Origin of the sequence: Mucilaginibacter paludis DSM 18603 (genome assembly GCF_000166195.2) — a bacterium.
Taxonomy (GTDB): domain Bacteria; phylum Bacteroidota; class Bacteroidia; order Sphingobacteriales; family Sphingobacteriaceae; genus Mucilaginibacter; species Mucilaginibacter paludis.
In genome coordinates, this window is record NZ_CM001403.1 from 5,431,160 (window position 1) to 5,445,425 (window position 14,266).

Annotated in this window: 10 protein-coding genes; 7 read left to right on the forward strand and 3 right to left on the reverse strand. The window is 43.1% G+C overall.

Annotation, left to right across the window (positions count from 1 at the left end; all coding sequences use genetic code 11):
• Nucleotides 1–26: 26 nt before the first annotated feature.
• The 3 genes from MUCPA_RS22910 to MUCPA_RS22920 all read left to right on the forward strand — a co-directional run bounded on the left by MUCPA_RS22910 (nucleotide 27) and on the right by MUCPA_RS22920 (nucleotide 6,258).
• Nucleotides 27–1,058 (forward strand): FecR family protein, encoded by a 1,032-nt coding sequence (locus MUCPA_RS22910; protein WP_008509623.1) that lies wholly within the window; start codon nucleotides 27–29, stop codon nucleotides 1,056–1,058.
• A 228-nt stretch (nucleotides 1,059–1,286) separates the two neighbouring features.
• Entirely contained in the window at nucleotides 1,287–4,583 is a 3,297-nt protein-coding gene (locus tag MUCPA_RS22915) for a TonB-dependent receptor (protein WP_157544184.1), read from the forward strand.
• A 40-nt stretch (nucleotides 4,584–4,623) separates the two neighbouring features.
• Nucleotides 4,624–6,258 (forward strand): RagB/SusD family nutrient uptake outer membrane protein, encoded by a 1,635-nt coding sequence (locus tag MUCPA_RS22920; protein ID WP_008509625.1) that lies wholly within the window; start codon nucleotides 4,624–4,626, stop codon nucleotides 6,256–6,258.
• Nucleotides 6,259–6,910: 652 nt separating this feature from the next.
• On the opposite strand, the gene MUCPA_RS22925 is transcribed toward MUCPA_RS22920, so the two are convergent.
• Nucleotides 6,911–8,113: a TlpA family protein disulfide reductase gene (locus MUCPA_RS22925; RefSeq protein ID WP_008509626.1), complete on the reverse strand. Its 1,203-nt coding sequence runs from the start codon at nucleotides 8,111–8,113 to the stop codon at nucleotides 6,911–6,913.
• A 251-nt stretch (nucleotides 8,114–8,364) separates the two neighbouring features.
• Nucleotides 8,365–9,132 (reverse strand): DUF72 domain-containing protein, encoded by a 768-nt coding sequence (locus MUCPA_RS22930; RefSeq protein WP_008509627.1) that lies wholly within the window; start codon nucleotides 9,130–9,132, stop codon nucleotides 8,365–8,367.
• Nucleotides 9,133–9,335: 203 nt separating this feature from the next.
• Between MUCPA_RS22930 and MUCPA_RS22935 the strand changes: the two genes are divergently transcribed.
• Nucleotides 9,336–9,587: a hypothetical protein gene (locus MUCPA_RS22935; protein ID WP_008509628.1), complete on the forward strand. Its 252-nt coding sequence runs from the start codon at nucleotides 9,336–9,338 to the stop codon at nucleotides 9,585–9,587.
• Nucleotides 9,588–9,600: 13 nt separating this feature from the next.
• Complete coding sequence (locus tag MUCPA_RS22940) at nucleotides 9,601–10,386, forward strand: M90 family metallopeptidase (RefSeq protein ID WP_008509629.1); 786 nt, start codon at nucleotides 9,601–9,603, stop codon at nucleotides 10,384–10,386.
• Between the two features lie 177 nt (nucleotides 10,387–10,563).
• On the opposite strand, the gene uxuA is transcribed toward MUCPA_RS22940, so the two are convergent.
• Nucleotides 10,564–11,757, reverse strand: coding sequence for a mannonate dehydratase (gene uxuA / locus MUCPA_RS22945; protein ID WP_008509631.1), 1,194 nt, complete (start codon nucleotides 11,755–11,757; stop codon nucleotides 10,564–10,566).
• Between the two features lie 442 nt (nucleotides 11,758–12,199).
• Between uxuA and MUCPA_RS22950 the strand changes: the two genes are divergently transcribed.
• Together MUCPA_RS22950 and MUCPA_RS22955 are read left to right on the forward strand one after the other, a co-directional pair.
• Nucleotides 12,200–13,147: a LacI family DNA-binding transcriptional regulator gene (locus tag MUCPA_RS22950; protein ID WP_008509634.1), complete on the forward strand. Its 948-nt coding sequence runs from the start codon at nucleotides 12,200–12,202 to the stop codon at nucleotides 13,145–13,147.
• Between the two features lie 140 nt (nucleotides 13,148–13,287).
• Complete coding sequence (locus MUCPA_RS22955; protein ID WP_008509635.1) at nucleotides 13,288–14,034, forward strand: SDR family NAD(P)-dependent oxidoreductase; 747 nt, start codon at nucleotides 13,288–13,290, stop codon at nucleotides 14,032–14,034.
• Nucleotides 14,035–14,266: the final 232 nt, after the last annotated feature.

Sequence of the window (14,266 nt, forward strand, 5' to 3'; positions counted from 1 at the left end):
AATTTTAAACCGATTAACCCAATTAAATGAAAAGTATTCCGCCTGAACTCATACAGAAATTTCTTAATGGGGATTGCTCGACCGAAGAAAAGGAAATTGTAATGAACTGGTACAATTCTTTCGATCGTAAAGCAGATCCCTACGATCAGCTCAGCGCCGGGCAGCAGCAGGAGCTCCGGCTAAGGATGCTTACCAATATTCAATCGGGTATTAATATTGCCGGTACCGCGGGTACTGGCCGTTTAAAACGGTTGAAATATATCGGTTATACTATAGCAGCGGCAGCGGCCATATTGTTGATCTTCAATAAATCGGGCCTTTTAAAATTGGCCGCAAGGCGTCAGCAAACCGGCATTGCCCAAAGCATTGATACTGCCATTAGCAACCATACCCAAACGATCTGTAAACAAGTACTTCCGGATAAAAGCGTAGTGTGGCTCAGCCCTGGCGCCCGGATAAGCTATCCTAAAAAATTTAACGGAAATTTCAGGGAGGTTAATTTATCAGGCGAATCATTTTTTGAAGTAACCAAAGATAAAGCCCACCCCTTTATTGTTTACAGCGGCCACGTTACCACGCAGGTTTGGGGAACCAGTTTCAGGATACACGATATTAAAGGCGAATCTACGGCAGAAGTGGCCGTAGTTACAGGCAAGGTATCGGTGGTTATTGCCGGGCAAAGCGGTAACCGTAACGGGCAGCCTGAATTTGTCGGCCTTAAAAGTAGGGTAATGTTATTGCCCCGCCAAAAAGTAAACTATAGTGATATGGCCGGTGGGCTTAAGGTAGCCGCTGTACCGCAGGTTTCGTCGTTAAGTATATGGACGAAAGCCAGCCTGTCTTTTGAAAAAAAATCGCTTAACGAAGTTATCGATGCCCTTAACAAACAATTCCATGTGGAAATTTCGCTTCTGGATAAAGGCTTGGGCGACTATACGGTAAATGCTGATTTTGACGGACAGAGTTTGCCCGACATTATGGAGATATTAAAAAAACTGCTAAAACTAACCTATGTAACCGATGGGACAAAATTTGTGTTACAGAAGGAGAATAATTAACCAATTATGATACAAACTAAATTTTAAGATATGAATAAATAAAAACCTATTCCTACCCCAACAAAAGAAAAGGTGCTTGCGACACCCTTTCTTTTTGATTCCCCCATTTCCAGGAAAAGAACACCTTGTTAAGGTGCAGGGGGACTTTTTGTCTCATTTTTTTAACCAAATAAAACATTCTAATGTATGAATATTAATTTACAAACCTCCATCGATTGGTGTAGAATCATGAAAATAACATGTAGTCAGCTATTGATAGCCATCGTCTTTACAGGGGTTACCCTGGCTGGCACTGACCATGCGCAAAGTATATTATCACGTCAGGTAGATATTTCTGCCCATAACATGGACCTGGGTAGTTTTTTAAAAAAGCTGGAGAAAAAGGCCAATGTTAAGTTTATTTATTTCGAAGATTTACTGGAGAGCTCTAAAAAGATAACATTAGATGCGCGCCAGCAAAAGCTTAAAGATGTGTTAACCGAGCTGCTGCAACCTTACAACATTAATTACGATGTTGTAAACGACCGCATTGTGCTAAGCCGCAATACGGGCACACCGGCTCCAACTGCTGCGGAAAACGCGCCCGTTCGCGAAGAAGCACAAGCCGTTGCCATAACCGGTAAAGTTACCGACGAACACGGCCAGGCACTGCCCGGTGTAGTTGTAAAACTAAAAGGTACCAATATAGCGGTAAGCACTAACGAACAGGGTGTTTATATTATTAATATTCCTGATAATCAAGGTGTTTTGGTGTTCTCTTTTATAGGGTATACCAATCGTGAGGTACCGGTTAACGGGCAAAAAGTGATCAACATCCAGTTACAGCAAGAGAGTAAGGATTTAAGCGAGGTTGTTGTTGTAGGTTACGGCACGCAAAAAAAGGTGAACCTCACCGGTTCGGTGTCGAGCGTATCGGCAAGCCAATTGGAAGACAGGCCCATAACCCAGGCTTCCCAGGCGCTGGCCGGCTTAGCCGCGGGTGTGCAGGTTTCGCAAAACAGCGGTCGGCCGGGTAACGATGGGGCGGGTATTACCATACGGGGTATCGGTTCTTTTGGCGCAGGGCGCGACGCGCTGGTGCTGATTGACGGATTGGCGGGCTCGCTAAATGATATCGACCCGGATAACATCAAAAGCATCTCCATATTAAAGGACGCCGCTTCGGCATCCATTTACGGAACACGCGCCGCAAACGGAGTGATCCTGGTAGAAACCAAACGCGGCCAAAACGGGAAGGTGCAAATCTCTTATAATAATTATGTGGGATGGCAAAAAGCTACCTCCCTGCCCGATTTTGTAGATTCGTGGGAATATGCCCAGCTTACCGGCGCAACGGCTGATGTGGTTGCCAAATACAAAAGCGGTACCGATCCTGATAATTATCCAAACGTATCCCACCTTAAAAACTTACTTAACTCCGGCTCTGGTTTTCAAACCGACCACAACGTGAGTTTGGCAGGCGGCGATCAAAAAAGCAGTTACATGCTTTCCCTGGGCTACCTCAACCAGAATGGTATCGTAGCTAAAAACGATTATGAGAAATACAATTTTCTTTTAAATGTTGATAGTAAAATAAAGGATAACCTGACGCTGAAGGTAAATATCAACGGTTATTCTTCCAACACCAAGGAGCCCCGCCAAAGTTCGGGAGATATGCAAAGTATGATAGGGTATGCCGTTCGCGAGCCCAATACATTTGCCGGCTTAAAATCCGACGGTACTTACGGCCACCAGGATTCATACAGCCCGGAGGGTTGGCTGGCCAGCCCGTCTTTTAACGATACTCGTAATAAGTATTTTATGGGAGGGCTTGAGCTTTCGTGGGAAATAGTTAAGGGGCTTACTCTGAGCGGAAAAGGCGGTTATAAATATTACGACCTTACCAACACCAATTACGTGGCCGATGTGCAATTTGATGCCAATACCTATATCGGCCCCAATAGTTTAACCATATATAAGGGCGATGGAGCTTTAACAACGCTTCAGTCGTTATTACAATATACCAAAACCATCCAAAAGCATACCTTTACCGCTTTGGCCGGTTATTCGCAGGAAGCCAACCGCGATAACTGGATCCAGGCTTCGAGAGACAATTTTCCGAGCAACCTGTTATATGAGCTAAACGCGGGTGCCGCCACCAATATGCAATCATCAGGTTCGGCATCGGAGTGGGCTTTGAGATCGTATTTTGGCAGGGTGAACTATGATTTTGCCGGTAAATACCTGTTTGAGGCCAACGCCCGTTATGATGGTTCTTCGCGCTTTCCTGAAAACAACCGCTGGGGATTTTTCCCTTCAGTTTCTGCGGGCTGGAGGGTTTCCGAGGAGTCGTTTATCAAGGATAACTTCAATTGGATTGATAACCTGAAGCTGCGTGCATCCTGGGGCGAGTTGGGTAACCAGAATATCTCTAATTACCCCTATCAAAATGCCATTAGCTTAGGGCAAAACTACACTTTCGGCGGATCACTGGTATCCGGAGCCGCGGTAACTACGCTATCCAACATCAACATCAAATGGGAAACTACCAAGGTTACCGATATTGGCCTGGACCTTGATGTTTTTAAAGGTAAGCTGAGCATGACGCTTGACTATTTTGATAAAACAACATCTGATATTCTTTATAACGTTCCGGTTTCTTCGGTGCTTGGTTTAACGCCGTCTGAAGTTAACGCCGGCGCCATGAAAAATACCGGTTTTGAAGTGATGCTGAAATATAACACCGCTATAGGCAATTTCCATATTGGGGCGTCTCCCAATTTTTCGTATGTAAACAGCAGGGTTACCAAAATTGCCGGCAATATTCAGCAGGATATTAGTGCCGGGCTTTTTGTAGGCCAGTCATTAAACCCTATATACGGTTACGTGGCTGACGGGATATTTAAGGATGCCGCAGATGTGGCCAGCTATGCCACACAGCCTATCGCGGGCCAGCCAGGCGTTATCCGTTTCAAGGATATCAGCGGGCCAAACGGTGTTCCAGATGGCGTAGTTAACTCTTACGACCGGACTGTGATAGGCAATACTACGCCCAAATTTGCTTACGGGCTTACACTTACAGCAAGTTATAAGGGGTTTGATTTTACTGCCTTACTACAGGGCCTCGGCGGGTACACCAAGCAAATGGGCTCGTACCAGGCATTTGCCTACTATAACTCCGGAAACATTCAAAGATGGCAGGCAGATAATGCCTGGACTACCGCCAACCCTAATCCCAACGCGTTATATCCGGCAATAACAGGTTTAAGTCAGGGCAGCGAAAACGTACAAACATCTACCTTCTGGAACAGAAACGCTACTTACCTGCGCTTAAAAAACTTACAGCTGGGTTATTCATTTTCAGACAAGGTGGTTAAAAGGCTGCATATCGGCAGGCTGAGGGTTTTTGCGGGAGGCCAGAACCTTTTCTCCTGGAATCATTTTTATAAGGGATGGGATCCTGAAATGTACCAGGCTACCGGCGACTCACCAAATTTTTACCCGATTACCAGTGTTTACACCTTCGGTGCTAATGTTAAATTTTAGTGTGATACATTTTTATAGATATAACCATAAGATCGCGAAAATGAAAAAGAACTATTGCAATTCAATGATATTTAAAACAGGGATCATTCTTGTTTTGCTTGTGCTGGGCACGGGCTGTAAGAAGAGTTTCTTAGATAAGGAGCCTTTGGATGCCGTATCTGACGCCACCTTCTGGAAAACTTCGGCAGATGCTACCCTGGCCTTAAACGGCTGTTATAATACCGGTGCCGGTTGGTCTGACGAGGATTTCTGGTCGCCCAAATCGCTGCTGATACTCGACCTGATGGCTGGCGACGGCTCGGAAAAAGAATCTATACCTGATCATGTAACCGACGGAACGTTAAACCCCTCTTATTGGGTTACCGGTGCCTATTGGAAAAACTCCTATAAAAGGATTGCTACCGAAAATAATTTCCTGGATCACATCGGCAACGTTACGATGGACGCCTCGCAAAAAGCGATTATGATTGCCGAGGTGCGCACGCTCAGGGCCTACGAATATTTTAACCTGGCCTTATATTTTGGCGGCGTGCCGCTGGTGCAGCATGTGCTCACTATTGCCGAAGCAAACAGTGTAACCCGCGCATCACAGGCGGATGTTTGGGCCTTTGTTGAATCGGAACTGAAAGCGAGCTACCCGGTATTGCCTCATTCAAGGCCTGATAGTGAAAACGGCCGCATCACATCGGCAGCTGCTTTAGGCATATTGGGAAGGTTGCAAATGGCAGAGAAAAAATGGGCTGATGCCGCTGTTAGCTATAAAACCGTTATCGACTACAATTATTATATTGTTGATCCTAAATTCAGGCAGCTTTTTCAGCAATCGAGCGAATTTAGCCATGAGTTCATCATGACTTCGCAATACCTTAAGGATGTATACAGCAATGTGCTGTTTATATACCTTACCCCCGAAACCTGGGGCGGTTGGCACCAGTTTTCACCTTTTAACGAACTGGTGAAGGATTATGAATGTACAGATGGCAAAACCATCGATGCATCTCCTTTGTATGATAAAAATAACCCTTACAATAACCGCGACCCCAGGCTGGACGCAACCATCATGATATCAGACCGTACCGTTTTCAGAGGCACAACCTTCAGTTCGAAGCCGGGTACAACCCTGCCCGACAGGCTGAATGAGTATCCGGGAGTGTGGAGCGGTTATTGCATTTTTAAATTTCTGGAAGACGATGCTACCGTGGGTCAATTGTTTAATTCTGGAACCAATTTTCCGCTGATCCGGTATCCCGAAATTCTTTTAGGTTACCTGGAATCACAGCTCGAATCAGGCGCGCCAATAACGCAATCGTTACTTGATCAAACCGTTAATAAGGTAAGAGGGCGAGCCGCCGTTAACATGCCTGCCGTAACCACCACGGATGCTACTGCTTTGCGGGCCATCATCAGGAGGGAGCGCCATGTAGAGTTTGCTTTTGAAGGACTCCGGTATTATGATTGTCTTCGCTGGGGTATTATCGGGTCAGAAAATAACCGCCAGTTCACCGGTATGAAACTTACTAATACGCCTTCATCCTATACGGCTTACCCGGTTGATGCCGATGGCTATTATGTTTACAAGAAAAGGAATTTTGTGACCGGAAAAAATGAATTGTGGCCAATACCGCAATCAGAACGGGATATCAATAAAAACCTGACCCAGAACCCTAATTATTAACATTGCCGCAAAGGGATTCATCTTTGCTGATCATTTTCAATTGATCTGGGGGGAGGCAGCGTTTAGCTGGCCCTCGGATTTTTTTTGTTTATGTCAGTAATCTCGAAATCTCAGGTTAATTTTTGGCTCTATGACGTTTTGTATAGGTACTAAAAATTCACTTTGTAAGTGATATACTAAGCCAAGATTTTGCTAATGATATTTTTCGTAAAATCTCACTACTGTTTTAAAATCTCATTTTTAAAGTAACTCTTGATTATCTATGTTCTATATCTTCATAAGTAACAGATCTGGCCAGCCGAAAAAAAAGCGATGACGTTTTGAACCTCCGTGATCTTCTCTGGTGCACAGGCAAAGTGCGCAAAGGCCCGACTGCACGCCGGGCCGGGAGCTGGCCTGCGGGCGGAAGGATCGGGCAGTCTTGACTTTTTTTGTTCTTTTTGTGTCAAGACAAAAAGAACAAAGCCCTTCACGCGGCGATTGAGCGTGCCGATGCTATAAATTAAGGATACTGATTATTAACGCAATAATAGACGCATTGATAATAATCAATTTGCCAAGACGTCATTATAATTGGAATTCCAGTGGACAAACTAAAACTATTCGTGTCATAGAGCCATTTTTTATTTACTTATACTATTCGTCATAGAGCCTAATTTTTTTGTTTTCCAGGAGATCCCACTATACTATATAATTTTGACAAATCCTCAGCTTTTCTAACCTCCATTACTTCCATATCCTGATTAGGATAAATCAAAATAGTATGCGGAATACCTTCAATAAAGTACTTTTGTTTAATTGCTTTAACATCCTGAAAAGCAAGCAGGCTACGCCAGGGGATATTTTGCTCCCGAATTAGTTTTTGAAACGCGGCCACGCTTTGTGCATTGTCAATGGATATATAGGTTAAAATCAGATTCTTCCCCAAGTCGTTATGTATTTTTTTTAGCAGCGGAATCTCTTCTCTACAGGGTGCGCACCAAGAAGCGGTAAAAATTATTAAGTTATATTTTGAAACGTCCTGAACAATATTTTCATAAGTTTTTTTATCACAAGTTGGCAGAGATGTATTAGGGAACTTTTTTTCATATAAAAAGCGTTCAATTTGTTTCGCCCATATCGTATTTTTGTGCTTGCCAGAAAAATTTTCATAAACTTTTTTAACATCCTCTTTCGAGTGGTATCTGGTAAGATTATTAGCCTGATAGGTTATCAGGAATCGGGAATCAGGGTGTTGTTTTGAAATTTCTATATACGATGCCAAATGATTGTCGTAAGAAATCGCTTCATCATTTAAATCCATAAACCAGCTGAAGAAAGGGTCTTCAGATCTAATTGCGATGTCTGCATCAGCATCTTTAATAATCAAATTAAAATCTGCACAAGTAAGATTTCCGATAATTATAGAGTGGTTATTACCTGTTTTCATCATGACGTTTTCAGGGGAAAAATGGACTGTATCAAGATAAGTAGCGTAGATATAAGTGCTCTCATCTTCTACGCCTACGTTAGCCACAATGATTTTTTTGCCAGCTCTTTTTGTAATAAAACGTATTGATTGTAATAAATTGCTTTTCACATCATAGGGTGATCCTAATAATTCAATATTCTCCGAATTCCGTATTATAGTGTCGGGAATATTTATTTCCCAAGTAAACGCCTGGGTCTTCTTTCCTGTAATTAAGATATCCCTGCCTTCTGTATAATCATGAAGAAATAAAGAGTCAAATGGAGCACGCTCTAACTTGACAATTAGTTTATAACTCTTCGGCCCGGTATTTTGAGCGTATGTTTTGTGTGTGGAAAGAATACAAAAGTATAAGAATGAATAAGATAGGGCTTTGATGAAGTTCATAATCAATTTTTGATTAGATGAATAGTTCTAATTTAGAAGCAACCCAAACATAATCTAATTATTAGATATTGGTTATCAAATGCAGAAACTATAACAACATAAGCATCGCCGTATAGGTATGCAACTGAACTTGGTATTATTCCGGTAAGTGGAAAGGAGATATAGCTATAAAAAGAAAGTATGTGGGTTGCAAACCTAAATTAGCAGTTTATCTGTTTCGAGAGATTGATCAACATAACCAATCCTGATAATTACCCTGCTCCATTTGCTGCTACATACCGGTTTAAACTCATTAAATTTTGTACGGCATCGCCCATGGTATTGTTAAAATAAACATATACTGTTTTGCCTTCACTTTGCCATTCGCTGATGTATTGCGCGTATTCGTGTAAAAAATCGTCGGTATAACATCCGCGGTAATTACCGCCTGGCCCATGGAAACGCAGGTAGACAAAATCGTTGGAGATTACTTTGAGCGGGGCGGCCGAGGATGGCATATCGTGGATAATCAAACCCATAGCATATTGCTCTAACAGGTCATATACAGGCTCATTGTACCAGGACGAGTGGCGAAATTCTACCGCTACGTCCCATTGTACAGGGTTGTGCATATGCACAGCAGTTAGCAGATGCTCCAGTTGTTTAACGTTGTCGCTCTTGATGCTTGGAGGGAATTGAATAAGTAAACAGCCTTTTTTATCGCCAGCCTGATTAATGGTATACATAAATTTTTCAACATCAGTCATCCGGAAGGCCAATCCCTTGTTGTGCGTTATCTCCCGCCATAATTTGAAGGTGAACCGGAAATTCGGCGGTACCTCGGTTGTCCATTTACTAACCGTAGCTGCCATTGGGATTTTATAAAAAGAGCTATTGATCTCGATGCTATTAAACAGCGAACCGTAATAGCATAGCCTGGTTTTGTTTTGAAATTCGGGCGGAAACGCTTGCTTATTACGCACAGGTAATACCAGTCCGCTGGTGCCCGAGTAATAGTTAACGGTATTTTTAGTTTTCATGTCACGGCTGTACTTCTCCCAATGATCTTGTCAATCCTGGTTTTAAACCTACGTTAACAGTATTTTCATACCAGTGATTCATTGTTTTAATTAATAGTTTATTTGTTTTCATAACAGCATCAAATTCGCAATTGTTTGATGAGATATAAGCAATAGCAACAGATTTTAAACTATATCCTCTGGCGGTTGTTTATGTTTGTGAAATGGACGAAGTTTTTCAATTGCCGGTTAGCTATCAGGATGAAGAACTTGAACTCGAGGCCCGGATAATGGTGCAAGGATACCTGTACAGAATAGAAGTGATGGTGAATGGCATACCGGTTCTGTTTGAACCCGATGAAGAACGCAATTACCGTGCGTTGGTAAGTATGGAACAGCTCCAAGTAAACCAAAATGCCCTGGACGTTGGGCTATTAAAAGCTATTGCCAGTCGGCTGGAATCAATTAACACTTAATCTCTCCCTCCCAATGATCTATGCTCTTATTATCCTTTTGATTGCTGTGGTTGCTTACTTGTTGTTTCGCAAAAAGAATGCCCAGGTTGCGGCAACTAACTTAACCCCTCACATCGTTTACCAAAGCCTGCTCAATGAGCATGTACGCTATTATCAAAAACTTGATGCCGCTGGCAAGGCGAGGTTTGAAAACAAGATAGCTGAATTTTTAGCAGAAACCCGGATAGAAGGGGTGGGGACTGATATTACCGACCTGGACCGCGTGCTGATCGCTTCAAGCGCAGTTATACCTGTTTTTGGTTTCCCGGAGTGGAAGTACCAAAACCTCACCAACGTGATTTTGTACCCTGATACTTTTGACCAGGAATTTCAATTTGAGGGCGAGAACCGCAATATTTTGGGTATGGTAGGTTCGGGTTATATGAACGGACAGATGCTGCTTTCGAGGGCTGCGCTAACCAAAGGTTTCTCTGACCAGGCCGGGAAAGAAAATGCCGCTATCCACGAGTTTGTCCATCTGCTCGACAAGTCCGACGGTGCAACCGATGGTGTACCCGAGAACTTGATGCCGCACGAATATGCTATGCCCTGGCTACAAATGATGCACAGGGAAATGCACCGGATTGAAGAAGGGAAATCAGACATCAACCCCTATGCCTTAACCAACGAAGCCGAGTTTCTGGCGGTAGCCTCCGAATACTTTTTTGAAAAGCCGCAACAATTTCAAACCAAGCATCCTGAAATTTACAGGCAGCTGAGCCAGATCTTCGGTCAAGATCCGGTTGCACCCAACCCTTAAAGGCGCTGTAGTATCAATTTAAGAGTACTTAGTCTGCTTTTTTTAATTTGGGGTTCAAACTTTGGCTCCAATATCTAAAACTGGGATGTATTTAAAAAGATGCGTATAATTTCCACTTGCCGAGGGCATCGTTATGCGCATCTTTTTAAATAAAGTCTGTTTAAGCAAACAAGCTCACTATTCAAAAAGTGTTCGCTTGATACCCAGTTCCAAGCCACGTAATTCGGCCAGGCCTTTTAACCGCCCAATGGCCGAATATCCCGGATAGGTATTGTAGTTAAAATCATCCAGTATTTTGTGCCCATGATCGGGGCGCATCGGGATAGCGATATCATCCCGGTTGCTGTTTACGCGTTTTTTTTGCTCCATAATCAGGTTTTTCATCACGGCATACATATCTGTGCTGCCCCCTAAATGGTCGGCCTCGTAAAAACTGCCGTCGGCTTCCCGCTGCACGTTTCTCAAATGTATAAAGTGGATATGCGCCCCTAATCTGCTCACTATGCCGGGCAGATCGTTATCCGGTCGTGCGCCCAGGGAGCCGGTGCAAAAAGTGATGCCGTTAGATGCAGACGGGCAAAAGTTGATTAAATCGGCCAGGTCTTGCTCGGTTGATACCACCCGTGGTAAGCCCAGGATAGGGAAGGGGGGATCGTCTGGGTGGATACACATTTTTATTCCGGCTTCTTCGGCATGCGGAATGATGGCTTGTAAAAAGTAAGCTAAATTTTGTTTCAGCACGGTGGCGTCCGTATTGGCATAGCGTTGCAGATGCTCTTTGAATTCAGGAATGCTGAATACCTCGTCGGTACCGGGAAGGCCGGCCATAATGGTATCGGTAAGATACTTCTTTTCATCGGCAGTAATGCTGTCAAAAAAAGCTTTTGCTTCCTGCTGCTGCTGCGCCGAAAATTCCTGGAATGCGCCTTCGCGTTCAAGGATATAGAGATCGAAGGCGGCCACAGCTGGCGCGTGGTAACGTAATGCCGAGGCGTTGTTCCCCAGCCGATAATCCAGGTTGGTACGCGTCCAGTCGAGCACCGGCATAAAATTATAGCACACCGTTTTTAGCCCGGCCTTTGCCAGGTTTTGTAAAGTGACGATATATTTTTCAATAGATTGATCACGCTCGGTACCCGCTGTTTTGATGCTCTCGTGAATATTAACACTCTCTACCACCGACCAGTTTAAGCCAGCTTGCGTAATGATGTTTTTGCGGATATTGATCTCGTCCATCGTCCAAACATCCCCGCAAGGGATATGATGCAATGCCGTTACGATACCTGTTGCTCCGGTTTGCCTGATGGTTGCCAGCGTAACCGGATCTGATGGGCCAAACCATCTGAAAGTCTGTTCTAAATTGTTAAACATGGATATTATTTAGTTTTCAATGTACTTTTTATGTGTAAGGGCCAACAGCTAAACATGGTTTTGGCATATGGATATTCCGTTTTTACAAATATTACCGCATAGCGTGGTACTAACCTGATGATAAAGCTTAAACTTATTCATCACGGCACCGGGTTTACCTTGTTTTAGCTGGCCATTAATTTTGTCATACAGCTTTTGAATGTTTTGCGGCACGAGTAGGTGAAGTTATTAACAAAAACATGAATATCGCAATCGATTACTATGTTTTTTTGCAAAAGTAAATGTCAAGTGTATCGGCTATTTAATGTCGGTTTAAATGATCGAAAATGGGGCTGCTACTCCTCATATTCTTTACAGTGCTTGCTGGTTTTTTTAACTAAATTGTTCATCTTTATAGCTCATTTTAACTGATATTTGTAATCGGTTAATATCTATCATACACGTGCCTAACCCGGATAAAGTAATAACTATTTACGACATCGCCCGAAAACTGAATGTTTCTGCCGCTACGGTGAGCAGGAGCCTTAGCGATGTGCCGGGTGTAAATAAGATTACTAAAAAAAAAATTGTAGATGCTGCTCGCCAAATGGGGTATAGCTCAAACTCGTTTGCCAGTAATTTGCGTACCAAACGAAGTAATACCATAGGCGTAATAGTGCCACGTTTAAATAGTAATTTTATGGCCGATGTGATATCCGGTATTGAGACGGTGGCCAACCATGCCAATTTTAATCTCATCATCAGCCAGTCGCTCGAAACGATGAAGAAAGAAGCAAGTATTGCCCAAACCATGTTTAATAACCGGGTTGACGGCTTGCTGGTATCTTTGGCTTACGACAGCGTTAATATTGATCACTTTGAAAATTTTATCAGGCGTAAAATCCCGGTTATATTTTTCGATCGCGTTTGCGAACATCAGCATTGCCCAAATATTCGTTTAGATAACTTTAAGGCGGCCTACGAAGCAACAGATCATTTGGCGAAGCAGGGATGTAAAAAAATACTCCACATTACAGCGCCCGGTATCAGTAACGTTTACGAGGAGCGGTTTAACGGTTATAAGCAAGCACTAAAGGATAATGAAATACCCTTTACTGAGGATGATATGCTGATTATCAATAACCTGAGCGCACAAGCAGGCATACAGGCAGCCGCATTGATTATGGCAATGCCTGAAAGACCCGACGGCATTTTTGCAGCGAACGACATATGCGCCATTAACTGCATGGTTGAGCTTAAAAAGGCCGGTATTAAAATACCTCAGGACATCGCCATAGCCGGTTTTAATAATGATCAATCGTGCCTTATTGCCGAGCCCAATTTAACCAGTATTGATTACCGGGGGATTGAATGGGCGAAGTGTCTGCCAAGTTGCTCATCAGCCATTTAACTAATAATTACGATGTACAGTTAACACATAGCCTGGTGTTAAGGCATCAACTGATCATCAGGGAATCGTCGAAAAAAAAATAGAGAATTTTAAATCCGGCTATTGGTACCGGCATTATACATTATAAGATTAAAATTGAAATGACTTTAACACAAAACATTGCTATTGTAACAGGCGGAGCCTCTGGTTTAGGACTCGCTATCACCAAAAAATTTGTACAAAGCGGCATTAAAACGATCATTATTGGTCGTAATGAAGAAAATTTGACCAACCTGGCTAATGAGTTGGGTGAGTTATGCCAATACTATGTTTTTGATCTGAGTAACCTGAGCGGGATACCGGGGCTGATCAAGACTATTGCAGACCAATATGGGCATATCGATATCTTAGTGAACAACGCCGGCATTAATTCAAAAAAGAGTTTTGTTGAGGTGAGCGATGAGGATTTTAACAAAGTAATTCAAACTAACCTGAATTCTGTTTTCAGCGTTAGCCGCGAGGTAACCAAATATATGCTTGCCGCTAAGCAAGGTTGCATTATCAATATCAGTTCGATGGCTGCCCAGTATGGTATACCCTATGTGATTGGTTACACCGCCGCTAAAACCGGTATTGAAGGCATGACGAAGGCTATGGCCGTAGAATTATCTCCCGATGGTATCCGGGTAAATTGCGTGGCGCCTGGTTTCATCAAAACCAACATGTCGTCAAAAGCGCTGGATAATGATCCTGCACGCAAACAAAAAGTAATGTCGCGCACGCCGATGGGCAGGCTGGGTGAGCCCGAAGACATAGCCGAAGCCGTATATTTCCTTTCATCAAATGCCGCTAAATATATCACCGGGGCTATATTGCCTGTTGATGGCGGTAACTCAATCGGCTTTTAATTGAGTGAGCAAATAGAACATACTTTTTCGAATAACTTCATGGCATCCGGTGCAAGCCGGTTGCCAAATTTCATCCCACCCTTACATTGTTACACAGCACACCTAATCTTGTAAATGGATAAAACCAGGGTTAAGTTTTGTTCGGAAAAACATAGTGATGATGTTGGTTATAATAAAAGATACATCCTTATTACCTGAAATATAAGGCTTATTTCCTATATTTTTCACCTTC

Excerpts from the sequence above, each read along its gene's own strand:
- MUCPA_RS22910 (WP_008509623.1), top strand. The coding sequence starts at position 27 with ATGAAAAGTATTCCGCCTGAACTCATACAGAAATTTCTTAATGGGGAT.
- MUCPA_RS22915 (WP_157544184.1), top strand. The coding sequence starts at position 1,287 with ATGAAAATAACATGTAGTCAGCTATTGATAGCCATCGTCTTTACAGGG.
- MUCPA_RS22920 (WP_008509625.1), top strand. The coding sequence starts at position 4,624 with ATGAAAAAGAACTATTGCAATTCAATGATATTTAAAACAGGGATCATT.
- MUCPA_RS22925 (WP_008509626.1), bottom strand. The coding sequence starts at position 8,113 with ATGAACTTCATCAAAGCCCTATCTTATTCATTCTTATACTTTTGTATT.
- MUCPA_RS22930 (WP_008509627.1), bottom strand. The coding sequence starts at position 9,132 with ATGAAAACTAAAAATACCGTTAACTATTACTCGGGCACCAGCGGACTG.
- MUCPA_RS22935 (WP_008509628.1), top strand. The coding sequence starts at position 9,336 with ATGGACGAAGTTTTTCAATTGCCGGTTAGCTATCAGGATGAAGAACTT.
- MUCPA_RS22940 (WP_008509629.1), top strand. The coding sequence starts at position 9,601 with ATGATCTATGCTCTTATTATCCTTTTGATTGCTGTGGTTGCTTACTTG.
- uxuA (WP_008509631.1), bottom strand. The coding sequence starts at position 11,757 with ATGTTTAACAATTTAGAACAGACTTTCAGATGGTTTGGCCCATCAGAT.
- MUCPA_RS22955 (WP_008509635.1), top strand. The coding sequence starts at position 13,288 with ATGACTTTAACACAAAACATTGCTATTGTAACAGGCGGAGCCTCTGGT.